This window comes from Virgibacillus doumboii, assembly GCF_902806455.1.
In the GTDB taxonomy this organism is placed as follows: Bacteria; Bacillota; Bacilli; order Bacillales; family Amphibacillaceae; genus Lentibacillus; species Lentibacillus doumboii.
In genome coordinates this window covers 1,416,284-1,440,716 of record NZ_CADCWQ010000001.1, presented here as the reverse complement: position 1 = coordinate 1,440,716, position 24,433 = coordinate 1,416,284, and the positions used below count along the sequence as shown (strand labels likewise).

The 24,433-nt window shown below is 39.2% G+C and carries 28 protein-coding genes and 1 other annotated feature; of the genes, 1 reads left to right on the top strand and 27 read right to left on the bottom strand.

Going from position 1 to position 24,433, the window contains the following annotated elements; genetic code table 11:
• The first annotated feature begins 17 nt into the window (after positions 1 to 17).
• Complete coding sequence (locus tag G6R02_RS06885; RefSeq protein WP_164668501.1) at positions 18 to 401, top strand: TIGR04086 family membrane protein; 384 nt, start codon at positions 18 to 20, stop codon at positions 399 to 401.
• An 86-nt stretch (positions 402 to 487) separates the two neighbouring features.
• Here the strand turns inward: G6R02_RS06885 and yajC are convergent, their stop codons facing one another.
• The 27 genes from yajC to G6R02_RS06750 all read right to left on the bottom strand — a co-directional run bounded on the left by yajC (position 488) and on the right by G6R02_RS06750 (position 24,335).
• Positions 488 to 754: a preprotein translocase subunit YajC gene (gene yajC / locus G6R02_RS06880; RefSeq protein WP_164668500.1), complete on the bottom strand. Its 267-nt coding sequence runs from the start codon at positions 752 to 754 to the stop codon at positions 488 to 490.
• Positions 755 to 772: 18 nt separating this feature from the next.
• Positions 773 to 1,912 carry a tRNA guanosine(34) transglycosylase Tgt gene (gene tgt, locus G6R02_RS06875; RefSeq protein ID WP_164668499.1) on the bottom strand — a complete coding sequence of 380 codons (1,140 nt, stop codon included), beginning with the start codon at positions 1,910 to 1,912 and terminating at the stop codon, positions 773 to 775.
• Between the two features lie 18 nt (positions 1,913 to 1,930).
• Complete coding sequence (gene queA, locus G6R02_RS06870; protein WP_164668498.1) at positions 1,931 to 2,959, bottom strand: tRNA preQ1(34) S-adenosylmethionine ribosyltransferase-isomerase QueA; 1,029 nt, start codon at positions 2,957 to 2,959, stop codon at positions 1,931 to 1,933.
• Between the two features lie 119 nt (positions 2,960 to 3,078).
• Positions 3,079 to 3,276, bottom strand: coding sequence for a DUF2905 domain-containing protein (locus G6R02_RS06865; RefSeq protein ID WP_164668497.1), 198 nt, complete (start codon positions 3,274 to 3,276; stop codon positions 3,079 to 3,081).
• Positions 3,273 to 4,277, bottom strand: a complete 1,005-nt coding sequence (gene ruvB / locus G6R02_RS06860) for a Holliday junction branch migration DNA helicase RuvB (RefSeq protein ID WP_164668496.1) — start codon at positions 4,275 to 4,277, stop codon at positions 3,273 to 3,275. The genes G6R02_RS06865 and ruvB overlap by 4 nt, the downstream gene beginning before the upstream one ends.
• A gap of 16 nt (positions 4,278 to 4,293) precedes the next feature.
• A complete protein-coding gene (gene ruvA / locus G6R02_RS06855; protein WP_164668495.1) occupies positions 4,294 to 4,899 on the bottom strand; it encodes a Holliday junction branch migration protein RuvA in 606 nt (201 codons plus the stop codon).
• 118 nt (positions 4,900 to 5,017) lie between these two features.
• Entirely contained in the window at positions 5,018 to 5,749 is a 732-nt protein-coding gene (locus G6R02_RS06850) for a YebC/PmpR family DNA-binding transcriptional regulator (RefSeq protein ID WP_164668494.1), read from the bottom strand.
• Positions 5,750 to 5,957: 208 nt separating this feature from the next.
• Positions 5,958 to 6,491, bottom strand: a complete 534-nt coding sequence (locus tag G6R02_RS06845; RefSeq protein ID WP_164668493.1) for a YhcN/YlaJ family sporulation lipoprotein — start codon at positions 6,489 to 6,491, stop codon at positions 5,958 to 5,960.
• A 67-nt stretch (positions 6,492 to 6,558) separates the two neighbouring features.
• Positions 6,559 to 7,302, bottom strand: a complete 744-nt coding sequence (gene nadE, locus G6R02_RS06840; RefSeq protein WP_164668492.1) for an NAD(+) synthase — start codon at positions 7,300 to 7,302, stop codon at positions 6,559 to 6,561.
• 40 nt (positions 7,303 to 7,342) lie between these two features.
• Positions 7,343 to 8,272, bottom strand: a complete 930-nt coding sequence (locus G6R02_RS06835) for a phosphotransferase (protein ID WP_164668491.1) — start codon at positions 8,270 to 8,272, stop codon at positions 7,343 to 7,345.
• A 19-nt stretch (positions 8,273 to 8,291) separates the two neighbouring features.
• Entirely contained in the window at positions 8,292 to 9,170 is an 879-nt protein-coding gene (gene safA, locus G6R02_RS20235) for a SafA/ExsA family spore coat assembly protein (RefSeq protein WP_164668490.1), read from the bottom strand.
• Positions 9,171 to 9,312: 142 nt separating this feature from the next.
• Positions 9,313 to 10,164, bottom strand: coding sequence for a prephenate dehydratase (gene pheA / locus G6R02_RS06825; RefSeq protein WP_164668489.1), 852 nt, complete (start codon positions 10,162 to 10,164; stop codon positions 9,313 to 9,315).
• Positions 10,165 to 10,879: 715 nt separating this feature from the next.
• The gene (gene obgE, locus G6R02_RS06820; RefSeq protein WP_164668488.1) at positions 10,880 to 12,163 is read right to left on the bottom strand and encodes a GTPase ObgE; all 1,284 of its coding nucleotides are present in this window, start codon (positions 12,161 to 12,163) and stop codon (positions 10,880 to 10,882) included.
• A 13-nt stretch (positions 12,164 to 12,176) separates the two neighbouring features.
• Positions 12,177 to 12,704 carry a Spo0B domain-containing protein gene (locus tag G6R02_RS06815; protein WP_164668487.1) on the bottom strand — a complete coding sequence of 176 codons (528 nt, stop codon included), beginning with the start codon at positions 12,702 to 12,704 and terminating at the stop codon, positions 12,177 to 12,179.
• Positions 12,705 to 12,821: 117 nt separating this feature from the next.
• Positions 12,822 to 13,112 carry a 50S ribosomal protein L27 gene (gene rpmA / locus G6R02_RS06810; protein ID WP_164668486.1) on the bottom strand — a complete coding sequence of 97 codons (291 nt, stop codon included), beginning with the start codon at positions 13,110 to 13,112 and terminating at the stop codon, positions 12,822 to 12,824.
• A 14-nt stretch (positions 13,113 to 13,126) separates the two neighbouring features.
• Positions 13,127 to 13,456, bottom strand: coding sequence for a ribosomal-processing cysteine protease Prp (locus G6R02_RS06805; protein ID WP_164668485.1), 330 nt, complete (start codon positions 13,454 to 13,456; stop codon positions 13,127 to 13,129).
• 11 nt (positions 13,457 to 13,467) lie between these two features.
• Positions 13,468 to 13,776, bottom strand: coding sequence for a 50S ribosomal protein L21 (gene rplU, locus G6R02_RS06800; protein WP_164668484.1), 309 nt, complete (start codon positions 13,774 to 13,776; stop codon positions 13,468 to 13,470).
• Positions 13,777 to 13,789: 13 nt separating this feature from the next.
• Positions 13,790 to 13,865: a sequence feature (ribosomal protein L21 leader region), on the bottom strand.
• Between the two features lie 68 nt (positions 13,866 to 13,933).
• Positions 13,934 to 14,800, bottom strand: a complete 867-nt coding sequence (locus G6R02_RS06795) for a site-2 protease family protein (RefSeq protein WP_164668483.1) — start codon at positions 14,798 to 14,800, stop codon at positions 13,934 to 13,936.
• Positions 14,787 to 15,554: a M23 family metallopeptidase gene (locus G6R02_RS06790; RefSeq protein WP_164668482.1), complete on the bottom strand. Its 768-nt coding sequence runs from the start codon at positions 15,552 to 15,554 to the stop codon at positions 14,787 to 14,789. Before G6R02_RS06790 ends, G6R02_RS06795 begins: the two co-directional genes overlap by 14 nt.
• Before the next feature lie 765 nt (positions 15,555 to 16,319).
• Positions 16,320 to 17,117, bottom strand: coding sequence for a septum site-determining protein MinD (gene minD / locus G6R02_RS06785; RefSeq protein WP_164668481.1), 798 nt, complete (start codon positions 17,115 to 17,117; stop codon positions 16,320 to 16,322).
• Positions 17,110 to 17,796, bottom strand: a complete 687-nt coding sequence (gene minC, locus G6R02_RS06780; protein ID WP_164668480.1) for a septum site-determining protein MinC — start codon at positions 17,794 to 17,796, stop codon at positions 17,110 to 17,112. The genes minD and minC overlap by 8 nt, the downstream gene beginning before the upstream one ends.
• A gap of 41 nt (positions 17,797 to 17,837) precedes the next feature.
• Positions 17,838 to 18,377, bottom strand: a complete 540-nt coding sequence (mreD, locus tag G6R02_RS06775) for a rod shape-determining protein MreD (RefSeq protein ID WP_164668479.1) — start codon at positions 18,375 to 18,377, stop codon at positions 17,838 to 17,840.
• Positions 18,374 to 19,255: a rod shape-determining protein MreC gene (gene mreC / locus G6R02_RS06770; protein ID WP_164668478.1), complete on the bottom strand. Its 882-nt coding sequence runs from the start codon at positions 19,253 to 19,255 to the stop codon at positions 18,374 to 18,376. The genes mreD and mreC overlap by 4 nt, the downstream gene beginning before the upstream one ends.
• 12 nt (positions 19,256 to 19,267) lie before the next feature.
• Complete coding sequence (locus G6R02_RS06765; protein ID WP_281347102.1) at positions 19,268 to 20,308, bottom strand: rod shape-determining protein; 1,041 nt, start codon at positions 20,306 to 20,308, stop codon at positions 19,268 to 19,270.
• A 242-nt stretch (positions 20,309 to 20,550) separates the two neighbouring features.
• Positions 20,551 to 21,240, bottom strand: a complete 690-nt coding sequence (gene radC / locus G6R02_RS06760; RefSeq protein WP_164668476.1) for a RadC family protein — start codon at positions 21,238 to 21,240, stop codon at positions 20,551 to 20,553.
• Between the two features lie 198 nt (positions 21,241 to 21,438).
• Positions 21,439 to 22,380, bottom strand: a complete 942-nt coding sequence (locus G6R02_RS06755) for an SPOR domain-containing protein (protein WP_164668475.1) — start codon at positions 22,378 to 22,380, stop codon at positions 21,439 to 21,441.
• 227 nt (positions 22,381 to 22,607) lie between these two features.
• Positions 22,608 to 24,335 (bottom strand): GGDEF domain-containing protein, encoded by a 1,728-nt coding sequence (locus G6R02_RS06750; protein ID WP_164668474.1) that lies wholly within the window; start codon positions 24,333 to 24,335, stop codon positions 22,608 to 22,610.
• Positions 24,336 to 24,433: the final 98 nt, after the last annotated feature.

Sequence of the window (24,433 nt, the reverse complement as noted above, 5' to 3'; positions counted from 1 at the left end):
AAAGGGGGAAACACATCATGCGGAAACAACAATTTATTGCATTGATGTATGGATGGATCGTAGTACTTGGATTAATACTTCTATCAAGCATTATCCTGGCCTTTTTACTCCGCTTCACAACAATGGGAGAAAGCACATTATCCTGGGTCACATTGGCGGTTGGATTAATTTGTTTATTTATTGGCGGCATAGTTGCGGGCATTAAAGGAAAACAAAAAGGTTGGATTATCGGGTCTGCAACTGGGCTCGGATTCACACTGTTCACATTCCTTGTACAATATTTGGGGTATCAGCAGGTATTCACAATGGAACAGTCACTCCACCATCTTGGATTTATTGTGGCAGCACTTATTGGTGGTGTTCTTGGAGTTAACATGGGATCAGCAGCGGAAAATAATTAGAGATAATACGAAAAAGAAGTCAGTTCAAGATAAACTGACTTCTCTTTGTTTTCCTTTATGTATGATCATAAAGTTACTGTTACAGGTTATTCATTACTTTTTACTTCCCGGATTGCTGACCGGTCATACGTAAGTTTAGGTCCGTCACCTGCAGATTGAATGACTACTGTGTTTTCGTCAATTGCATGTACGACACCATGAAAACCACCGATTGTTACAACCGCATCTCCTTTTTGAAGATCTGATTGCATTTGTTTAACCTGCTTTTGCCGCTTTTGCTGTGGACGGATAAGCAGGAAATAAAAGATAACAAACATCAGAATAATCGGTGAGAGTGATATTAGCATGTCCATTGTTGTTTCCCCCCTTTACTAAAAGTTTTTGGCATTCGGTTGATTAAGACCATATTGTTCAAAGAATGCTTCTTTAAAATCACCAAGTCGATCCTCAGCAATAGAATCACGTACTTGCTTCATCAATTTTAACAGAAAATAGAGATTATGGTAAGTAGTAAGCCTGAATCCGAATGTTTCATTACATTTTATCAAATGACGGATATATGCACGCGTATAATTCCTGCATACATGACAATCGCAATTTTCATCAATTGGACTGAAATCCCTTGCATATTTAGCATTTCGGACAACCAGTCTGCCGACCGAGGTCATGCATGTCCCATTTCGTGCAATACGTGTTGGTAAAACACAATCAAACATATCTATCCCGCGTACAGCACCGTCAATCAATGAATCAGGTGAACCAACTCCCATTAAGTAGCGTGGCTTATTATCAGGTAAAAGTGGTGTTGTAAATTCAAGCACACGATTCATGACATCTTTTGGTTCTCCAACGGATAAACCGCCTATCGCATAGCCAGGAAAATCCAACGAGGTCAAGTCACTCGCACTCTGTTTTCGCAAATCTTCATATTCTCCACCCTGAACTATACCAAATAAGCCCTGTTCGGATGGTCGCTGGTGTGCATTTAAACAACGCTCCGCCCAGCGTGAAGTCCGTTCCACCGATGCCTTCATGTAATCATATGATGCAGGATATGGCGGACATTCATCAAAAGCCATCATGATATCTGATCCAAGTGCATTTTGGATTTCCATAGCCTTTTCCGGTGATAAAAACAGTTTTGCACCACTTATATGGTTGCGAAAGTGTACGCCCTCTTCCTTAATATCACGCATATCACTTAGGCTGAATACCTGGAATCCACCAGAGTCGGTCAGGATTGCACCATCCCAATTCATAAATTTATGAAGACCGCCAGCTTCTTTAATAATGTCCTCACCAGGTCTTAACCATAAATGATACGTATTGGACAGAATTATTTTCGCATTCATTCGATGCAAATCTTCGGGACTCATTGTTTTCACCGTTGCCAATGTACCGACAGGCATAAATGTCGGTGTATCAAATGATCCATGTGGTGTATGGACCTTTCCAAGTCTTGCACCAGTCTGTTTGCACGTTTTTATATGTTCATAGGTAATAGCTGTCATATTTTTTTCGTCCCTTTGTTATAAGATTAACATCGCATCACCAAAGCTGAAAAAGCGATACCTTTCTTTAACTGCCTCATTATATGCATGTAAAATACTTTCGCGGTCAGCAAGTGCGCTTACCAGCATAATCAGCGTTGATTTTGGCAAATGGAAATTTGTAATAAGTCCATCAACTGCCCGAAAGTCATATGGTGGATAAATAAAAATATCCGTCCATCCGCTCGACTCCACAAATTGTCCATCATTATCCCGGGCAATTGTCTCCAGTGTTCTTGTTGATGTTGTACCAACAGAAATGATTCTGTCGTTATTTTCCTTTACTTTTGAAAGAAGAGCAGCGGTTTCTTTCGACATATGGTAAAATTCAGCGTGCATCGTATGTTCTTCAATCGTATCCGAGCTGACAGGACGAAATGTTCCAAGTCCAACATGTAATGTAATAAATACAACTGTGACACCGAGCGCTTTTATTTCATTCAACAGTTCATTTGTAAAATGCAGGCCTGCAGTTGGAGCTGCTGCTGAACCTTCTTCCTTTGCAAAAACAGTCTGATAACGCTCTTTTTCCGGTAACTGTTCTTTAATATATGGCGGCAGAGGCATTTCACCTAACTCATCAAGAACTTCATAAAAAATACCTTCATACTCAAATTTCAATACACGGCCGCCATGGTCTTTCACATCCGTACACGTTGCACGAAGTTTCCCTTCACCAAATACCAGTGTTGAGCCGGATTTTATCTTCTTTGCAGGCTTTGCAAGTACTTCCCACGAATCCCCTTCCTGTTGATGAAGCAATAGCACCTCTATTTTTGCACCTGTATCCTCTTTCACCCCATAAAGTCTTGCCGGTAAGACACGCGTATCATTTAAGACAAGGCAGTCACCAGCTTTAAAATAGTTTTTAATATCTGTAAACGTTTTATGCTCCAATTTATTCGTATCACGATGCAAAACCAGCAAGCGTGATGAGGAACGATCTTTTAACGGTGTCTGTGCGATTAACTCCTCAGGCAAATTAAAATCAAAATCTTCTATGTTCATGGTGTTTCTCCTAACTGCTTTTAAAATGTTGTTCAAAAAGTCCGGTAAAAATGACACATCGAGTTTCTTCGTTGGCTTGAACTTCTCGGTCCTTATTATCCTCCTTTTTGAACACGCACTTAACGAAATTTACTAACTATGAAAAAAATCAGGGAAAGAATAATACTTACAACAATGGATGTCATGATTGGAAAATGAAACGAAAAATTTCCTTTTTTAAAACTAATATCCCCAGGCAGTTTCCCAAAAAATGTCCAGATGACACCAATTATTAAAAATATAATGCCAAGGACAATAAATAGTTTCCCTCCGGTCATTTTTCATCGTTTCCCTTCATTCCAAAATGCTGATATGCTTTAGGGGTTACAATGCGCCCTCTTGGTGTGCGCTGAATAAAACCGATTTGTAACAGAAATGGTTCATAAACGTCCTCAATCGTTTGAGACTCTTCACCTATGGTTGCAGCAATCGTATCCAAGCCAACTGGTCCACCCTGAAAGCCATTTATAATTCCTTTTAAGAGTTTATGATCAACATGATCAAGTCCAGCATCATCAACCTGAAGCATCTCCAGAGCATGTTCTGTAGTTTCCAGACTGATTTTGCTTTCTCCTTTTACCTGAGAAATATCACGAATTCGCTTCAACAGACGATTTGCAATTCGTGGTGTGCCCCTTGATCTCCTGGCAATCTCTCCTGCTGCATCTTTTGCAATATTCGTTTCAAAAATTTCTGCAGTGCGCTCAATAATGGCACATAAATCTTCCGTTTCATAAAACTCCAACCGGCTAAGTACACCAAAACGGTCGCGTAATGGTGCAGATAACAGGCCAGCTCTTGTTGTTGCACCCACCAGTGTAAATGGGGGTAAATCAATTCGGACAGACCTGGCACTTGGACCAGTACCGATGACGATGTCCAGGAAGAAATCTTCCATTGCAGGATACAGTACTTCTTCTACAGACCGTGGCAGCCGGTGTACTTCATCGATGAACAACACATCACCTGGTTCCAATGAAGACAGTATAGCGGCCAAATCACCTGCGCGTTCAATCGCAGGCCCGGAAGTGGACCGGAATTGAACACCCATTTCATTCGCAATAATTGCAGCCAATGTCGTTTTACCAAGGCCTGGAGGACCATATAACAGGACATGGTCAAGCGGTTCTTCGCGCATTCTGGCAGCCTGAATAAAAATACTTAAGTTTTCTTTAACCTTTCGCTGCCCGATATACTGGTTCAGGCTGGTGGGACGCAGACTTAATTCCACAGCAGAATCTTCATTTTGCAATTCACCTGTGACCATTCGCTCTTCCATCATTATCCCTCCCTTGTTAGTTCTTCATTAATAATGCTAATGCTTTTCGGATCATTTCATCCGTATTGGCGGTATCTTCAGTTTGTAATTGTGGAATGACTGTCTTAATTTCACGTTCGGTATAACCTAACGCTTTTAATGCCTCCTGTGCTTCCATCAATTCTTCGGATGTCCCCTGACTGCTTGGCTGATTTGAATCGCCTTCAGCTGATACAGTCACCATTGATGTCAATTTCCCTTTCAGATCAAGTATGATTTGCCGGGCAGTTTTCTTACCAACTCCCGGGAAACTGGTTAGAAACTTATCATCTTCCCGCTCAATTGCTTCGACGAATCCATTTACATCAACACTGCCCAGAATTGCTAACGCACCTTTTGGTCCAATCCCGGATACAGAGATTAATTTTATGAATAAGTATTTTACATCTTCATTTTTAAAACCGTATAGGACTTGTGTATCTTCCCGAACATAGTGATATGTATTAATTTTAATTTCGTTATTTAATTCGGCTTGAAATACAAATGGATTGGCACAAACAATTTCATAACCAACCCCCTGCACATCCACTATCACTGCATCATCCTGAATAGCTGTTAATATTCCTTTTATGTATGCTATCATCACTGACCTTCTCCTTTACATTCCTTGACCTATTTTAACATAACTATTCATTTCAATCATGAAAAATGGAAAACCTCCATCTCCTATCGTTGATAAAAAATGGAAGCTTTCATAAGAATTATTCCGATTCCTCTAAGTTATGATAAATGTCCTGAACATCCTCACTGTCTTCAAGCATGTCAATCAGGTTCAGCATTTTTTTCTCATCATCTTCAGAAGGAGAACTGTATGTTTGCGGGAATAGTGCAATTTCCGATTCCTCCAGTTCATACTCACTTCCGCGTAAATGATCACACACATCTGTAAAGTTTTCCGGTGCCGTATAGATTTCATAGTCCCCATCTTCCGTGATAATATCATCTGCTCCAGCTTCTATTGCCTCCAGCGAGATTTCATCCTCATCGATGGATCCATCTTCGTTTGTAATAACAATATAACCTTTTCGGTCAAACATGAATGAAACACTGCCGTTTTCTCCAAGATTACCGCCGTTCTTCTTGAACGCATGCCTTACTTCAGCTGCAGTTCTGTTCTTGTTGTCTGTCAAAACCTGAACAATTACTGCAACTCCGCCAGGTCCATATCCTTCATAGGTTATTTCTTCATAACTCGCTCCATCAAGCGTTCCGGTTGCTTTTTTAATGGCACGATCAATATTATCATTTGGCATGTTGTCCCCTTTGGCCTTGTCAACTGCCACCCTTAGTGCAGGATTTGTATCAGGGTCTCCTCCGCCTTCCTTTGCTGCCGTGTATATTTCTTTTGCATGTCGCATAAAGATTTTACCTTTTTTTGCATCCTGTGCATTTTTTCGTCTCTGTATATTCTTCCATTTAGAATGACCAGCCATAGGACATTCTCCTCTCTAATAATTTCCTTTTTAACTATACCAAAAATAGGCTAATCAATAAAGTGGCGGTTGTAATACTATAATCGAAGCTGAAACACAAAAAGTGTCATAAATATCCTGAAAAAAATTTCTGGATTTATGACACCAAATCGCTTTGGGAAACGATAGTAATATTGAGAAGGCAGAAAAAATCCCTTTTTGCAAAGATTTATTCTCTGGTTGTATTGAAAAATTCATTCAGAAATTCTTCCATATCACCGTTGAAATGATCCAGTTTTGAATCCTTATTTCGCATGCGGTCCCAATAAATATCGTCGGTATATACGTTGACTTTTTTGTTTGGTTTCATTTCCTGTACTTCTTTTTTAATCCTTTCCCGCATGTCTGCCGGAGCACTTTCGTTTAACATGACACCGACAACTACTTTATTATCAGTTAAAGCAACCTGAGACTGGATTACTTCTTTTTTCTTAGTAAGGTGATTAGCAATGGCTACGGATTCCTCATTTGTAAACAGATCACTTTGACCGCTTTCGTCACCATCATTCATCTCGGTCTGATCACTTTGCGGATATTCACCTTCTTTTCCGACACCAAAAGGATCATTTTTAGGATTATCTGCATCATACTTTGTCGGTTCTGGAAAATCATCCAGATCTTCCCGAAAAGCTTCATCATTATTGTTCGTACATCCGACAAGCAAGATTACCACTATTGCCAGACCTGCTATTTTAATCCACATTCAAAAACCTCCCTTATCTTTAGATTGGATAAGAGAGATTTTTTTAAACAGTTAAATAAAGGAATTACTATTTGGTTAGATGGAATTGATTTGCAGGATTTCGCTTATGTTCTGTACGCTGATGCATCTTTTCAATGACTTCTTTATCTTTCGCCGGGATTTTTTCTCCCTTTAAATATGCATCAATTTTATCGTATGTTGTACCCATTTCACCTTCATCCGTTTGACCTTCCCATAAATCTGCGCTTGGTTTTTTGTGGATAATTTCTTTAGGTACTCCTAAATATTCAGCCATTTCCCGCACTTCGGTTTTTGTAAAATCTACAAGCGGTAGGATATCCACGCCGCCATCACCGTATTTTGTAAAATAACCTGTATACCATTCGGCTGCATTATCTGTACCAGTAACAAGGTAATTATAATTGGCAGCTACTGCATACAGGGTGCTCATGCGCAAACGTGCCCTGAGATTAGCGCCTGCAAGTTGATCGTTATCTTCATTAAATTCATTTTGTTCCTTTATCTTTTGCTGAATTTGCGAATACATAACCTGATGAGTCTCTGTGAGGTCGATTGTAAGTTGATTTATTCCACAGCTTTCGATTACTTTATTTGCATGATCCATATCAGTAAGACTGCTGTTCAGCGGCATAATCACACCAAGCGAATTCTCTGGAAATGCACGCTTAATCAAGTGTGCCGCAACTGCTGAATCAAGTCCGCCACTTACACCTACCATTAATCCATTTACTCCAGCTTCTTTGACCTGCACTTGTAACCATCGCACGATTTTTTCTACTGTTTTTTCCACGAATTCCGCTCCTCTTCATCTGAAGTATGTTACCCTGCATTTATTTTAGCATTGATCTGACTTCTTTCAAAAAAGATTGACGTTTCATCCAGTTTGAATGCATTGTCTGCAAGTAGTTATGGACAGATCTTTCGGGTGTACGATACAAATAATTTATCCATTCCCTTAATATATCACTTGGAACAGAAATACCATATAACCATGGCTTAAGAAATTGTTCTTCTACCATTCGATAGGATAACAATTTATATAGATCAAAGTCTGTATAAGGCAGAAATCGCTGTCCAAGCTGAATGCAATCATAAAGCTGCGGTGCACATAACAACAAGTCAAAATCAATCATGTATAGCTGATTCCTGCCACGAATGAAGTTATGGGAAGCGACATCGCCATGAATCCATGTTCCATACGCAACAGCCTGCTGCTCCAATCGGTTCCAGGGATATTCGGAAATAATCTCCAAAGCGTGTTCAGTGGTTTGTACGATATCTTTATATAATGAATTAAATTGATATTCAATGAATATATATTCCGTTTTCCTGAAAGTCTGCAGTCTTTTATACCAACGCTTGTAAAACAGCTCTTTCTTCAAAGGTTCAGGTATCTTTAATCCGCTTGAATGTTCATGAAATGTCTGTAACGTTTGTAAAGTTTCCTGTCGATCTTCCTCATCAGCGTAATTCAACCTTTTTCCCTTTATATATTTGGAAATAGTCCAATACTGTCCATTATCTTTAATAAACCTCTTATGATTCGGAAAACGTTCAAATCCGATAACAACAGGCAGGTTTAATTTTTCAAAAAAAATCCATTGCTGTTCGACTTTTGCTTGATTACGATGTTTCTTTAAAATAAATTTTTCTTCACCTTTTGTTTCCAGATAAAAAACATTATTTTTTATGCTGGTTATACGAAGTATTTCCAACATTCCGGTATTATATAAAAAAGAAGAGAGACGATCAAAATTCATGTCGTCTCCTCGAACAAAACTATTCACCCTTTGAATCGTCCCCATCTTCGCGGAAATCAAACATTTGGTTTCCAGGGAATTCAGGTGGTGTTGGATAAGGCATTTTATTGTACGAATCATTTGCAAAATGCGGATGTGATTGTGGAGGTAACTGTTGTGGATGAAATCCCTGCTGCATTCCCATACTCTGTGGTGAAGCAGGTGTATTATATGGACTATAGTTATTATTTTGCATTCCATGCTTCATCGGCATTTCCATATTTGGTGATGACTCACTTGCCATATAACCGTATGGTTGCGGATTATACTTAGGCATTTGCTTAGGTCCACCGCATCCGCAATCCTTTTTTCCCATTGGCGGTAGATATCCGTGATGCATAGGAGGCGGCGGGCAACTCGGTTTAAAACAATGAGGGCAAATCATAACCATCTGCTGTGGCATGTGCTTTGGCTTTTCCTTTTGTGGCGCGTAGTAATCATATTCAAGATTAATTGTGGTGTCGTAGTCGTAATAATTTATTTCCTGTTCTGACGTTGGCATTTGGATTTGCGGCTGAACAGGCATCTTCGGTTGTTCAGGCATCTCTGGTTTAACTGGCATTTTCGGCTGCATCTTTACCGGTTTTTTATAGTCATCTTCTTTTACTACCGGCATTGGTTTTGGAGATGTGTCTTTGTATGGTTGTTTGGTAATAGGCTTTTGCGTTTCTTTTTTTACTGCAGTATTATCACTTTTGACCGGCTTTGATGTACTGGGTATTTTTATTTTCATTCCCGGCATTATCATATCCGGACTTGACAACTGTGGATTCAGCTCTTTAACCTTTTCAAAATCTACTCCATAATTATTCGCTATTTCCCATAATGTATCGCCTTTTTGTACGATATGGATCTTCAAATCAAACCATTCTCCTTTCATTTCAGTTTAAATCTGGGCAAATCACTCATTATCAACATATGCAATGAAATTGTAAATGTTGAAATAAATTTATAGTACATAAATAAATCCGTCTGCTTTATTAAAGTGCAGACGGATTATATTAAAGGTTCATTTGATAAACAGGGTATGTACCAAGAACTGTTACCTTACATCCCAAAGCCTCCAGTTCAGCCTGAACGCCCGGAAACAACACATCATCATATGGCTGGTTAACATCGACAATAAAAAAATAGTTTCCTAATCCTGTTTTCATTGGTCTTGATTCTATTTTGGAAAGATTCATTTTTCGCCAGGCAAATGCAGCAAGTACTTGATAAAGTGCACCTGAATAGTCACTTGGCAACATTATTAACACGCTTGTTTTTTCAGCATTTATTTCATGCTTTATGTTTACAGCATCTTTATTTTTGGCTAATACAACAAACCTTGTATGATTATTTGGATAATCATGAACATTTTGCTGATGAATGGTAAGTCCATATTCTTTTGCTGCCAGTTTATTGCCAATAGCAGCGATATTCCTGCTGCTATTACTTACAATCTCAGCAGCCTTACCGGTGGACGATGTGAAATTTATAGACGCATCCGGAATATGTTTATGAATAAATTGATGGCATTGAGCTATCGCATGACTATGTGAATGGACTTCCTCCAAATCTGTTAATTTACCATCGAAGTCCTGGTTTACAAGCAAGTGCTGTTGAATAGGTACTACAATTTCAGCAATAATCGGCAGCCGAACCTGATGAACCAAGTAGTCAACGGTTAATTGCACGGTACCTTCAATCGCATTCTCCAATGGTACTACACCAATGTCGATTTGATTATTATCAACAGCGTCGATACATTCCGGGATTGTATCAAAACTATGTTTATCCTCACCATTAAATGCGGTATCGACCGCTAATTTTGTAAATGTCCCTTTTGGACCCAAATAACCTATCTTTGTCATTTATTTCCCCTCTTTACTTTATGCTCTATTCAAAAGGCTCTACATAAATTTTGCTGCACTTGACCTTCACAGTTGATATAAAATGCGCAGTAACTGTTCGAATATAAATAAAGACTTCTCGCCCCTCCGTCCGGAATCGCTCCGGGCGGATGCTTTCACACCTCCGGGTACCAAGGCGACATCTGCTCAAAAATTCTTTTTTCGCAGTGTCTTCTTAGCCGCGGGCACGGCCTCAGCCTCCTCGAGAAGGGTACTCGTCGTGTTGCGAGTGTTTTCAGAGAAGCAGCACTCCTCGCAACTCGTAGCATATTCGGTGGATGTTTCGCTCGTCACTCTGCGGGGTCTTCGGACTCGTGCTGTTCCCGCAGGAGTCACCACCCTCCGCTCACCCGGACTAGTGAAGTGTTATCCTGTGTGTTTTATCCCGTTTCCTACTCCAACCAATAGTTCACAGACGTAGAACCTAGCGGAGGAAATACACGGAGACTCCTGTGGGAGCAGAGGCCTAGATGAGACTCCGCAGCGACGAAGGAGCAAGGAGGCTCATCAGCCGCCCACGGAAAGCGAAGTGTATTTCCGGAGCGGTGGTCTAACACTCATCTAAAGTTACTGCGCATTTTATATCTTTTACGCCTAAAACAATATATCTTTCCGATGAGATGGGTAAACACAGTCCCATTCTTTCAGAAACCAACTTTACAATTTAAATACCGGACTACTCAATAAATTCAAATTCAAAATCCAGTAATCTGATCGTATCGCCATCCTTGGCACCGCGTTTTCGTAATGCTTCGTCAACACCCATTCCCCGAAGTTGTCTCGAAAAACGCTGGACCGCTTCATCTTTTGTGAAATCAGTCATTTTAAACAATTTTTCTATTTTGGCACCTGTTAGAACAAAAGCACCGTCATCATCTCGGGTAATTGAAAATGCCGGATCTTCCTTTTTATATCTGTAAACAACTTCTTCCTCGAAGTCCTTCTCCAGCTCAGGGGTGTACTTAGGAATTTTATCCAATGTATCAGCTATTGCAAATAATATATCTCTTAATCCATCCCTGGTTAGTGCAGAAATGGAATAAACCTGCGTATCGTCGGTTAATTTCTTTTGAAACTCCTGCAGATTTTCTTCTGCTCCAGGCATGTCCATCTTATTGGCTGCAATAATTTGCGGCCGTTCCACCATTCGTGGGTCATATTCTTTTAACTCCTGGTTAATCTTCTGGAAATCATCGTATGGATCCCGGCCTTCTGTACTCGCCATATCAATCACGTGCAAAATAACACGGGTTCTTTCCACATGGCGCAGAAACTGATAGCCTAGTCCCACACCCTCATGTGCACCCTCGATTAAACCAGGTAAATCAGCCATGACGAAACTTCTTTGATCCGCTGTTTCAACAACGCCGAGATTAGGTGCCAGCGTTGTGAAATGATAATCAGCAATTTTCGGTTTGGCTGCGCTGACAACGGATAATAGGGTGGATTTGCCTACACTTGGAAAACCTACCAGTCCGACATCAGCAATCAGTTTTAACTCAACTGTAATATTTCGTTCCTGCCCAGGTTCTCCATTCTCAGCTAATTCCGGGGCAGGATTTTTCGGGGTTGCGAAACGGGAATTTCCACGACCGCCACGGCCGCCCTTGACGATTACCGCTTCCTGGCCTTCTGCTGTTAAATCCGCAATAACTTCTCCTGTTTCTTCATCTGTCACTGTCGTACCGGGCGGAACTGGAACAATTAGCGGATAGGTGTTTTTACCATGTTTATTTTGGCTCATCCCGCTTTCACCGCGTTTTGCTTTATAATGACGATTATACCGAAAGTCCATTAATGTATTAAGGCCTTCATCAACTTTAAATATAATATCTCCGCCATTGCCCCCATCACCGCCGGCAGGTCCCCCTTTTGGGACATATTTTTCTCTCCGGTATGCAACAAGACCGTTTCCGCCATCGCCGGCCTTTACATATACACTAACCTGATCTACAAACAAAAACTTCACCTCACTAAAATTGGACGTTACATGTGCATGTAATTCCGTCTGCTGTAATATCTGTATCTGCGTTAAACCTGTTATTTTTCAAACCTTCAAGCCGATTATCTGAGTCATAAAAGTTGCCAACGACAGCAAAATCAAGTTCTATCAAGGATTCTGAAGCAACTTCATTGATTTGTAAATGCACTTCATATAATTCATTTTCATCTGAAATATGTTCAATCTCTGCCATAATCTTCCGACAGCAGTCTATAAGCTCTCCATCAATATGTTGTAAATTTCTATTTTCTGTATGTATATCGTATGTTAAACGAAAATTCATATGTAGTGAATCAAATTGAATCAGGTACAATGCAAATAATGGTGCGTCGAAATTAACCAGTTTTCTTTCCTCGTTCAATCGCTGTATATAATCCTTTATTTTCGATTGAACCTTCTCTGTTTTTCCCATGCTCATATACCCTTGTACGATTTGCAGCTGATTCAATAAATCATGCCGGTATTGTCGTAATATTTGAATAACTTCCTTTTCTTCCACTATTCTCCCCCCCCTAATAGTAAGAAAAGTATAGCAGAAAAGCACGAAAATTTCATTTAATGCACGAAAAAACTCCAACCGGCTTCCGGCTGGAGTTTAAAGTCACTTGCATTTATATTATGCTTCCTGAGCTACTGGATAGACACTGACTTTTTTGCGGTCACGACCATAGCGTTCATATTTAACAACACCATCGATTTTAGCAAATAGTGTGTCGTCTCCACCGCGGCCCACGTTAAAACCAGGGTAAATTTTTGTTCCACGTTGACGGAACAAAATAGAACCACCCGTTACAGTTTGGCCATCAGCGCTTTTAGCACCAAGACGTTTGGATTCTGAATCACGACCGTTCTTCGTACTGCCGGCACCTTTTTTCTGTGAGAAAAACTGTAAATCTAGACGTAGCATACAGCTGCACCTCCTTAATTACTTTGAATGGTAATAAACTGGCTATATTCTCGTTCAATTGTTTTAAGTGAGATAAGCATACCATCAAATAAGAGTTGAATTTTTTCCATTACACGCTCATTCGATTGATCGGGAATGATAACCCTCAGGTATCCTCCTTTATCTCCCTGTTCAATGTCAAGGTCTGTTTGACACAATTCCATAACTGCATTTACAGAACCAAATGTTACTGCAGAAACCCCCGCACAGACTAAATCATAGCCGTATGGGCCGCTGTCTGCATGCCCTGACAATTCAAATCCGATGATTTGGTTATTCATTCGATACACAGTTACTTTAATCATAAGCCAAACCTTTATGCATTAATTTTTTCAACAACTAATTTAGTATATGGCTGACGATGACCTTGTTTACGATGGTAGTTCTTTCTTCTCTTATATTTGAAAACAGTAACCTTTTTCTGACGGCCATGTTTTTCAACTTTAGCAGTAACTGTTGCACCGCTAACGTATGGAGCACCAACTTTAACATCGTCTCCACCTACAAAAAGAACTTTGTCAAATGTAACAGCGTCATTTGCATCTGCTGTGACTTTTTCAACGTAAATTTCCTGTCCTTCTTCAACCTTTACTTGTTTACCGCCTGTTTCAATGATTGCGTACATACCTGCACCTCCTTAATTAACTAAGACTCGCCATTGCAGGTATCCGTTCCATCGAATTTAGAACCTGCTCTGCGCGGTTGTAGCACTGGTGCTACGATGAATAACGTATAGATGTTACCATGTTATATAAGTGTTTGTCAAGCTGTACTGTTGAATTTCATGGTATCTGACTGGCAATTTCACCAACTGACTTCATGTAATTTTGTTCATGAAAATAACTGTGAAGACAATCCATTTCATCAATCGACCGCCGAACACCTCCAGGAAATGCAATGTAGATCGGGTGTTTTTTTTCACGGTGAAAATGGCTGAATACATCCATTAGAAAGATGTGGTGCGGTACTTCTATTGGGCGAATTCCTTTTACATATGTTTCACCCTGATATCGCCGCAGCAAAAAACGAATAAATACATAATATCTCCTTTTCCAGTCACCCCTGTTCTCCATGAACAAAAACAGAAAAAGAACAAATGCACTTAACGTAAACGGTATAAAAAATAATTGTACAACTAATAAGATAACAATTGTACATATAGAAAATAGAATAACATAATTATAAGCCTTTCGATATGGAAGTATTGCAGAAAGTACCTGAAAAAGCAATTTTCCACCGTCAAGTGGCCAAATTGGCAATAAATTAAATACTAAAATGACAGTGTTGTAAAAAAGAACCGAATCAATGATGGACGAAGGTACTGCAGATGAATCCAGCGAAAAAAATAATATCAGCACATAAATAAATATATGCTGAATCGGACCTGCAACTGTAACGATCATTTCCTCATGCAGCGGCCTTGTACCGTGCTCATCAGTATCCATCACACCACCAAACACCCATAACATAATTCCTTTAATACGCCAATTAAACAATTTTGCTGCCATAAAATGACCAAGCTCATGGAACAGTACAATGCTTACTATAATCATGAGCTCTGTGAATGTACCAGTAAAAAACGAAATGATAATAAACACTAATAATATCGGATGAATGTGAATTGATGGTATAAATTTATGGAGAGTCATCAACTTTGATCACCTGAACAGGGTCCACATATGAATTATTTTTTTCAATCGCAAAATAAACGGTATCATTTTCAGCGGTTGGCTCAAAATCACCAAGTTTTTGATTCCCGTCAACAAACTGATATAAATGAACATCAATACTGCTCAAATGACCATAGACAGTCTTGCTGTTGTCGGCATGCTGAACAATCACAGTTCTGTCTGTCTCCCTGTCATTTCCAGCAAAAATTACCACACCATCCCGCAATGCCGTTACTCCTGTAGCTGATTCAGGAGATATCATGATACCAGTTCCATTTGTCTGAAATGTTTCAGAAACATCGCCGGATACAGGAAGTGCAAGTGGTTGTCCATCTCCAGTATCACTATCCTGATTTGGCGATAATCCCATTGGTGCTCCGAACGTTTCCTGGTACCATTGATTGACACTTGCAAACGGAAATTCTTCAGTCAATGCATTGCCTGTCCACTCTTTTGGTTTGGAAACCAATTCTGCTTCTGATTGAAACAGCAATGCCGCCCCCAGGAAGAGCATAACCGATAATATTCCTTTAACTGCAAATCCGGAAATTCGTTTGCTTCTGTCTTTAGATTGAACCGTACTATCGGTAAAAGTTGGAAAATAGCCGTGCTTTTCTTCTTCTTGAGGAAAGGATGGCCAAAATTGTTTTGATGTTGTTTCCTTTGAATTTAATCCCCTCAGTTTTTTCCGTTGATTAATAGATTTCCTTACTTTTTTAATTCCTTTGTTCATTATTTTCACAACCCTCATCACGCATTTGTACAAGTGTATGAGAGTTCCGGCAAAGATATGTTATCCAAAGGCTGCTTTCGCATATATAGTTTCTATTTGCTCCATTTCGAAACCCTACTTCACATTTTCCATTTAATGCGAACTACGGTTGAGTGCTATGACACCGCTCCGGAAATATACTCCGCTTTCCGCGGGAAGCTGGTGAGCCTCCGAATCGCTATCGCGTTTCGTAGTCTCACCTAGGCTTTTCTTCCCGCAGGAGTCTACGTATATTTCCTACGCTGGTTTCGTGCGTTGTTCGTTTTTACTGTTACACGTTTTCGTTATGTCCCAACCTTCTAGTTGACAAGGAAAGCTGGACAGTGGCACATCGCATAAAAAAGTGGTTTTACTTTTCGGGGAATTTCTCATATTCCAGCTGCTGGTTTGGTAAGTTTAAATATCTTACTCTAACCAGATGGTTAAAAGCAAAAACTTAGCGGAGGAAATACGCTGAGACTCCTGTGGGAGGAAAGGCCTAGATGAGACATCTGAGTGCGTAAGCACGAAGAGGGCCGGGCAGCCGCCCACGGAAAGCGAAGTGTATTTCCGCAGCGGTGTTTTTACTCTCAACTGTTTTTAAAGTAGTTCGCATTTTATGTCAACTGCTAACTAACAGCAACAACCTATACGAAAACAGCCAAAAAGACAATATTTAAGAAAACCGCCTAATAAAAAACATGCAGTAAGCCTGGATGTGGCTTACTGCGTGTTTTTTCACGGTATTCATGAACGCATGCCGAAAAACTTTTTTACTTTCTTAAACATCCCTTTTTCATCTTCCAATGATTGCAATGGAACTGTTTCACCCAATATTCTTCGTGCAATGTTACGGTATGCAATGGAAGCTTTGGAATTAGGCTGAAATGCAACAGGTTCCCCATGATTGGATGCTTTAATTACTTCATCGTCATCAATTACAATTCCAAGCAGGTCAATCGAAAGAATTTGGACGATATCTTCAATCTCAAGCATATCTCCATTTTTCATCATATGATTACGAATACGATTGATTAATAGTTTTGGAGGTTCAATATCCTCTTTTTCCAGTAATCCAACTATTCGGTCTGCATCTCTGACACTGGATTTTTCAGGTGTTGTCACCACAATAGCTTTATCCGCACCAGCAATCGCGTTTTGAAAGCCTTGTTCGATTCCTGCCGGGCAGTCAATAATAATATAATCATATTCCTGTTTCAGTTCATCAATGATTTTTTTCATCCCATCGGTTGTTACAGAAGATTTATCACTTGTCTGTGCTGCAGGTAAAAGTGTTAAGTACTCAAACCGCTTATCTTTAATCAACGCCTGTTTAAGCTTGCAGCGTTCCTCTATGACATCAACAATATCATAGATTATACGGTTCTCGAGACCCATAATTACGTCAAGATTCCGTAAACCTATGTCCGTGTCAATCAAACAAACCTTTTTGTCCATGAGAGCTAGTGCAGTACCGATATTTGCAGTCGAAGTAGTTTTGCCGACTCCCCCTTTTCCAGAAGTAACTACAATTGCTTCACCCATTATGCATTCTCCTTTCAAACCCGCTTAAATCGTTTCGTTTACGTGAAAGTACCTGCAGGCGATCAATGATAATTTTGTCCTGCGTTTCATCTATGAGGCCACATTCCATATAAACTCCGTCAGATTCATAATCCGGAGCACGGCTTATATAATCTGCTATTCGTAGCTGGCTGGGTTTCATGTAGGACGCAGCAATTATCGCCTTACGATCACCATTTGATCCAGCATGTGCAATTCCATGAAGATTTCCCATAATGAATATATTTCCTGTTGTAACTACTTTTCCCCCGGGATTCACATCACCTATCAGCAACAAATCCCCGACCACTTCCAAAACCTGACCGGATCTTACTATTCTATTAATCGCTTTAACGTCGCTGTCCGCTTTCCATGTTAATGCTTCATCTCTTCGAATAACATTGGAATCAAAAGATTGAATAGTAAAGCGATTTTTATGACCTATCAGCTCACTCAATTCGTCTTTTTGCTCGTCATTTAAATACCTGTCACCTAATTTCACTGTTACCGGAACGGCAGGCTCGTCCTGTCTTGGATTATTCTCTGCAAGTATTATACCAAGTTCAGCCAATACTTCATCAAAGGAACATTGATCATCAATAATCAGCGTCAGTCCATCTTTTGTTCCTTTAATCGTTATTTTTTGTCTTTTGTCAAGCACGATAAGTTCACCTCAATAATTCACCCTGACATCAAGCAATATTAAAAAGTGGTGTTTTTGGAAAATCGTTCATCTCCCCAGCTTGCAATCCGTCTTGTCATAAGCGGATACAATACGAGTAGAAACAATAAATTGGCAATCAATGTAGGGATCATTCGGTACAGCAAATAATCTTTCCAAACCATCTCGGTTATCCCAACTACTGAAAAAATAGTATTGATGGAAAGTTCGGTTAGTACCAAACCGGCAACTCCAAGTAATATGACTGCAAAGAAATTCGCATGCAGCATTTTTGTAAGACCATGTATGATATATATTATCACGGCATAAGAAAACATATAAACACCTAAAACACCCGTATAAACTATGTCAATCAGCAACCCAAACACTATACCGTACAAAACGGAAAGGTATGTGTTCTCTCTGTCATAAAAAATTGCCAGAAATAACAAAAATATAAAGACCCAATGAGGGACGATGATCAATTCATTCGTTACCAGGGAAGCCGGAAGCAATTCAAGTGCAACACCTTCCAGCACGAGAAAGAAAAATAGAATCAATGGTATATACAGCCGATTCATTGTTCTTCCTCCCCGGACTCATTTTTGGCTCCACTTTCCGTAACTGAACGATCAACAACTATAACATTATTTATTTCGTATAGGTCTGCTGCCGGTTCGACAAATGCGGTTCGGGTCAGCCCGTATTGATCGGGTTTAACCTCTTTTACAGTTCCAATTAATAACCCAGCAGGATAAACCCCGCCTTTACCGGAAGAAAAGACTAATTCACCCTTTTTAAGATCCTGATCAGACTCTTCAATTATTTTAAATAGTAAATGACCAGTTTCATCATCAAATTCCTGAATCAATCCAAAGATATCATTCCCTTCTTCCCTGGAAATGGATGCTGATATCCGATTAAATTGATCGAATCCGGAAAGAAGCTGAACAGTAGATGTAAACTGGGAGGCGATTTGGACCTTACCAACCATCCCTTCGGCTGTAATAACTGCCATATTTTCTTTAACACCGTCCTGCAGTCCTTTGTTTATGGTCACCTGCTCAATCCAGCGCTCAGGTGATCTGGACATAACCGTTGCCTGAATCGGATTATAATCCCGGATCGATTCAGTTTTCTCTAGCATTTTACGCAGTTCCTCATTTTCTTCTTTCATTTCCTGTAATTCATATATTTGACCTTTATATTGTGCCAATTTCTCTCGTAACACTTGATTCTCAGAATACGTATTCCGGATATCATTAATATTTGTAAAGATATTTGACACGTAATTAACTGGAGTGTGTATTACATTCTGAACCCATCCGACTGTATCTTTTATAAATTGTTCAGGCATCGTCAGGTTTTCCCGATCTCGCAGCGAATACCCGATCAATGCAACCAGAATGATAATTCCAATTAACAGGATGAATAATCTTTTTTTGCGGAACAGTAGCATGAAAACACCTACTTACTCAATGGTAGGACGAGATGATACATTCGGATGGGATCGGAAGTGCTGAATGTATTCCAATGATTTACCTGTCCCGATTGCTACACTATCCAATGGGTCTTCTGCAACAAATACAGGCATTTTCGTCTCATCACTAATTACTTGATCTAAATTTCGTAAAAGAGATCCGCCTCCAGACAAAACAATACCACGGTCCATTATGTCTGCAGCCAATTCCGGAGGGGTTTTCTCCAACGTATTTTTAACTGCATCAATAATGGATTCAACTGTATCCTTCAGTGAAACTGCAATTTCCTTTGCGGTAATCGTAATCGTTTTTGGTAAACCTGTAAGTAAATCACGACCTCTAATATCCATCTCCACATCATCTGCTGCTTCCCCGGCGGTAGCAATATCCATTTTGATCGATTCCGCAGACCGCTCACCGATCATTAAATTATAATGTTTACGGATATAGCTGGTAATTGCCTCATCCATATCATCACCGGCTGTACGAATCGATTGGCTTGTGACTATTCCACCAAGCGATATTACAGCAACTTCCGTAGTTCCTCCACCTATATCGACTATCATACTTCCAGTTGGTTCCCATACAGGGAGGCCGGCCCCAATCGCTGCTGCAAATGGTTCGGCAATAGGAAAAGCATCTTTCGCTCCTGCTTGCTTCGTAGCATCTATAACGGCACGTTCCTCAACCATCGTGATTCCTGATGGTACACAAATCATTACATTGGGTTTCTTAGCAAACATGGAACGATTTCTCATTGCTTTTTTAATATAATACTTCATCATTACTGCGGTCGTATCGTAATCTGCAATAACACCATCTTTCATTGGTCTTACTACAGAAATATTTCCGGGAGTTCGCCCAATCATGTTACGTGCTGAACTCCCAACTGCTTCAATATCCCCTGTTTCAATATTTTTAGCAACAACAGTAGGTTCGCGGACAACGACACCTTTTCCTTTAACGAACACAAGTGTATTTGCAGTACCTAAATCTATCCCCAAATCCTGTGAAAAACTGAATCCAGCCAAAAAAATCTTCCTTTCCAAATAGCAATTCATTGGTTGTATGTAGCTTTACTATACCTATTTATCTTATGTGTTGCAATTTAACTCTAACGCATAATTTTAAACTTTTTTCCCACTATAGTAAATAACAACATGTAAATTCCTAATAACAATAAGCGCCATTTTCAATAAAAAAAACGAAAACTGGCGCTGTCATGTTAGTTCTCTATATAATTATACGAAAAAAATAAAAAAATAGATAGTGTTTATAGGTATCCTTTTTCTTTTAATGAAACAAATTTACGATCACCGATGACTAAATGGTCCAATAATTCAATTCCAATCATTTTACCTGATTCAACTAACCTTCTTGTCACATGGATATCTTCCTGGGATGGGCTCGGGTCTCCGGAGGGGTGGTTGTGTGCACAGATGATTGAGGCAGCAGATCGCTTTACCGCCTCCCTGAACACTTCACGCGGGTGTACAATGGAAGCATTTAAACTGCCGATGAAAATAGTTTGACGGTGGATGATTTGGTTTTTTGTATTTAAGAATAATACAACGAAATGCTCCTGGTTCAGGCCTCGCATTTCCTCCATTACATAATCTGCTCCATCTTCGGGGGACCTGATAACGTATTTCTCATTTGGTTTGTATTGACTCAATCTCCGGCCTAATTCCAAAGCGGAAAGAAGTAATACACCTTTTGCAGTTCCAATCCCCTTGATGGCAGTCAGTTCTTCAATCGTAGCATCCTTCAGTAAATTCAGTCCTTCAAAATGCATCAAAACGCGATTGGATAATGTCATTACCGATTCGTCCTTTGTACCGCTTCCCAAAAGTATTGCAAGAAGCTCCTGGTTGGATAAATTTGATGAACCTAACTTAATTAAGCGTTCACGCGGCCGATCTTCTTTAGGTACGTCTTTAATCATAATAGTCGATGTTGTCATTAACAGTCCTCCCTTGTTAAGTTACATTCATATTAGCGGTTCAGCTTTATTTGAACAACTTAACAAAGATCTGTTTTGGCGGTTGGTTCATCGTCTGTTTTTTAAAAGTTTACCGGAGTAAAATGCTATTTTCGAATATATTTTGCCATTCAAAATACAAAAGCAATGATTTGTCCATTTTCATTAAACAGTGTATAGTTACTTCGCTGCCTTTTCATGTAATTGATACCACAAATTCAACAATATGCGTTGCTCCTGCCATTTACCTGCTTGTCCAATATTATTGAGTTCTTTTTTCAGAAAATCAGTAAAACCGGACAAACGATCTGATTTTTCGGGAGTTGAATCTATTACATTTTTCCAGTCTTCTTTTGAAATGGATTCCTCTTTACTCACAGCCACCAGCGATTCATTCCATTGCTTCTTGTAGGATTGAAGCCATTTTTTCTCATCATCATTCAATTGAAGCTCAAAAGACTCTGTAGTCCATTCTTTCACATATACTTCCAATTGTTGTTCACTGAATTCAGTGGTAAGCTGACTTGCCAGTTGTTTGGAATTAGCAATTCCGGCAAACACATAACTATAATTATCTTTAGTCCAGACCATTACTGAGAAACCAGATTGATTAAAAGTGTTTGCCATTTCTTTGGCATTCGCTTCATTCCCAAACTTTCCTGCCTGTAATACAAACGCATTTGTTGCATCCATTGTAACTGCAGAAACAGCCGTACTATCGGATTCTTTATTTTCATCTTCTTCCTTTTTATTATCCTCCTCGTCTATCATCGCCGGTAAATTATTATCCTGTTGGCTTAGGCTATTATCAATATCAACAAACATACTTAACATGAAAAGACCTAAAATGGATCCAATTATAATTGCAGAAACCGAAGCGAAAATTATTGGTTTAAATATGCTGAACCTGCCTTTTCGACCAAAAAATCTCTCATTCTCGTCGTCATGGCTGTAACTTCTGACAAACGCAGGAACTTCATTACTATTTGAATCCTCTAATGTGGCAGCTGCATCTTTTTTACTGAACTCTTTAATAGGATATGATTCATCAAAGTCGTCTTTTCGAGTTATCTTTGTTTTTTTGCCATTCATCCACACAGTAATCTTCTTATCTTTTGCCAACCGTTTCCCCTCCATATGCCAGTTTGTTTTACTCTAGCATATGACTAGCAAAAAGTAAGACGATTATTGTCACTCTCACAGAAAACCTTTCAACATAAAATTGTAATATCAAACAAATAACGAGGTTGGTACAAAAGTGTGGGAGTCTGCGTATATTCCCTCCGCTTAATTCGTGCATTATTCTTCTTTTGTGTTAAACGTTTTCGTTTTGTCACAGCCCCGTTCCGTCAGTTTGTTTTCAACTCTTCGTAAACTGCAACTCTGTTTCTGCCTTTTCTTTTTGCTCCAATATACATTGCCCGGTCTGCGTGACGAATTAGTTCATCAGGTGTTTCACAATGAATCGGGTACACGGAAACACCTATACTGACAGTTACAGAGATACTTACCTCATCATTATGGTCAAACATATGCTTATCAACAATAAATGGTTGCCCTGAGATTAAAGTCCTTATCTGTTCAGCAATTTGAGTTGATTCAAATTGACCGGAAAACGGAAGAAATACGATAAACTCTTCTCCTCCATACCTTGCAACTACTCCCTGATTACCAACCAGCATTTTAATGCGTTCAGATACCTGACAAAGCACCTCATTTCCGGCCTCATGCCCATATGTATCATTAACACTTTTAAAATAATCCAGGTCTAATAGCAGAACGGAGAAGTCGTTCATACTGCCGTTTTGAATTAATGATGTATAATGGTTCTCCAACAGATTTTCCATATATTTATAATTATATAATTGGGTTAACCCATCCTTCTCACTTTGAGACTTGGTTAATTCATAATTCTTCGCATTTTCAACTGCTACACCTAAATAATTTGTTAAAATATCCAGGATTTGAAAATGCAGTTTTTCAAAAGCTCTTTTCTTATTTGACTCAACCGTTACAACACCAATAGTATTATTACCATACTCCACTGGGTGAGACAGCACACTCTCGATATTATGATGTATTTTTCTGCTTCTTACCGTTGACCATTCCGAAGCCTGTTTGTATAAAAGCGGTTCGCCATCTGCCCAAACCTTTCCACTGAAGGCCTCATTTCGTTCAAGTGAGTCAAATAATGGATCAGACTTTTGCATTACATCATGAAATCTTTCCAACTGCAGTTTATCTCCATCAACAATATAGATATAGGCATAGTCAATTGGCATCAAATCACTGATTTCATGGATGAAAACATCATATACTTCATTCAGTACCATCCGTTTAGTCAATTGATGACCAATCTCACCTGTTTTTTCCAGAAAACGATTAATTTCCTGATAAGAATATAAAAGCATTAAAATAATCGATATAAACACAAATGGAATACCTAAATAGAAAATTCCTGCACGTCCGATCTCGGTATACAGAATAAATAGAACAAATCCAACGGGTATGATTAACAACGATGAAGTGAGTTCCCACCTCAGCCCTTCGTCAAATATTTTAACATCTCGATTATACAGGAATTTACCCAGCAATTTATTGAACAACGTATTTACTATAAAAATAGTTATTGCATATCCGAAGATTGCCAGAATTTGTTCTTCACTTTGGACACGTATTGATTCATGACTGCCATCAAGTAACCTGAAAACACCAGCTGCAGTCAAAGATACAACTGAAAACAATAACATATTCAAGGGATAGCGAAAACTATCTTTTTTGCCCACGCGTAATTTAAAAAATACAATAGTAATAGCAATTAGTGTTAACAATATTTCCACAAAAAGTCCAAATGCAAGAAAGACCGCGATACTAATTCCATTTACAAAGAAAATCGGATTATCTTTAATCGTAATTGGAAACCAGGCCACAATACCCATAAGCAACGCAAATAAAAATATATCTATTAGCTGCTGATTCACATTTAAATAATAATACTCATAAGAAAACCATAACACCAAAGGCCATCCGATAGCCCATAATACCCAAATCGCCACCTTTTTCCGCTTAGATACCATTTGTTAATACACCTCCTATCAGAAAAACTTTCCAATAAGGAAACAGTTTAAAGTATGACTAAAGACCTATGGAATTAAAAATTTCAGATAATTTTATC

What these genes read in the sequence shown, in the direction of transcription:
- rpmA (WP_164668486.1), bottom strand. Translation starts at nt 13,112, where the DNA reads ATGCTACGTCTAGATTTACAGTTTTTCTCACAGAAAAAAGGTGCCGGC.
- rplU (WP_164668484.1), bottom strand. Translation starts at nt 13,776, where the DNA reads ATGTACGCAATCATTGAAACAGGCGGTAAACAAGTAAAGGTTGAAGAA.
- mreD (WP_164668479.1), bottom strand. Translation starts at nt 18,377, where the DNA reads ATGAATCGGCTGTATATACCATTGATTCTATTTTTCTTTCTCGTGCTG.
- minD (WP_164668481.1), bottom strand. Translation starts at nt 17,117, where the DNA reads ATGGGTGAAGCAATTGTAGTTACTTCTGGAAAAGGGGGAGTCGGCAAA.
- G6R02_RS06835 (WP_164668491.1), bottom strand. Translation starts at nt 8,272, where the DNA reads ATGAATTTTGATCGTCTCTCTTCTTTTTTATATAATACCGGAATGTTG.
- yajC (WP_164668500.1), bottom strand. Translation starts at nt 754, where the DNA reads ATGGACATGCTAATATCACTCTCACCGATTATTCTGATGTTTGTTATC.
- mreC (WP_164668478.1), bottom strand. Translation starts at nt 19,255, where the DNA reads ATGCTACTGTTCCGCAAAAAAAGATTATTCATCCTGTTAATTGGAATT.
- G6R02_RS06850 (WP_164668494.1), bottom strand. Translation starts at nt 5,749, where the DNA reads ATGGCTGGTCATTCTAAATGGAAGAATATACAGAGACGAAAAAATGCA.
- G6R02_RS06845 (WP_164668493.1), bottom strand. Translation starts at nt 6,491, where the DNA reads ATGTGGATTAAAATAGCAGGTCTGGCAATAGTGGTAATCTTGCTTGTC.
- G6R02_RS06790 (WP_164668482.1), bottom strand. Translation starts at nt 15,554, where the DNA reads ATGAACAAAGGAATTAAAAAAGTAAGGAAATCTATTAATCAACGGAAA.
- G6R02_RS06750 (WP_164668474.1), bottom strand. Translation starts at nt 24,335, where the DNA reads ATGGTATCTAAGCGGAAAAAGGTGGCGATTTGGGTATTATGGGCTATC.
- G6R02_RS06805 (WP_164668485.1), bottom strand. Translation starts at nt 13,456, where the DNA reads ATGATTAAAGTAACTGTGTATCGAATGAATAACCAAATCATCGGATTT.
- radC (WP_164668476.1), bottom strand. Translation starts at nt 21,240, where the DNA reads ATGACAACATCGACTATTATGATTAAAGACGTACCTAAAGAAGATCGG.
- G6R02_RS06885 (WP_164668501.1), top strand. Translation starts at nt 18, where the DNA reads ATGCGGAAACAACAATTTATTGCATTGATGTATGGATGGATCGTAGTA.
- G6R02_RS06795 (WP_164668483.1), bottom strand. Translation starts at nt 14,800, where the DNA reads ATGACTCTCCATAAATTTATACCATCAATTCACATTCATCCGATATTA.
- ruvB (WP_164668496.1), bottom strand. Translation starts at nt 4,277, where the DNA reads ATGGAAGAGCGAATGGTCACAGGTGAATTGCAAAATGAAGATTCTGCT.
- pheA (WP_164668489.1), bottom strand. Translation starts at nt 10,164, where the DNA reads ATGACAAAGATAGGTTATTTGGGTCCAAAAGGGACATTTACAAAATTA.
- tgt (WP_164668499.1), bottom strand. Translation starts at nt 1,912, where the DNA reads ATGACAGCTATTACCTATGAACATATAAAAACGTGCAAACAGACTGGT.
- G6R02_RS06865 (WP_164668497.1), bottom strand. Translation starts at nt 3,276, where the DNA reads ATGACCGGAGGGAAACTATTTATTGTCCTTGGCATTATATTTTTAATA.
- ruvA (WP_164668495.1), bottom strand. Translation starts at nt 4,899, where the DNA reads ATGATAGCATACATAAAAGGAATATTAACAGCTATTCAGGATGATGCA.
- queA (WP_164668498.1), bottom strand. Translation starts at nt 2,959, where the DNA reads ATGAACATAGAAGATTTTGATTTTAATTTGCCTGAGGAGTTAATCGCA.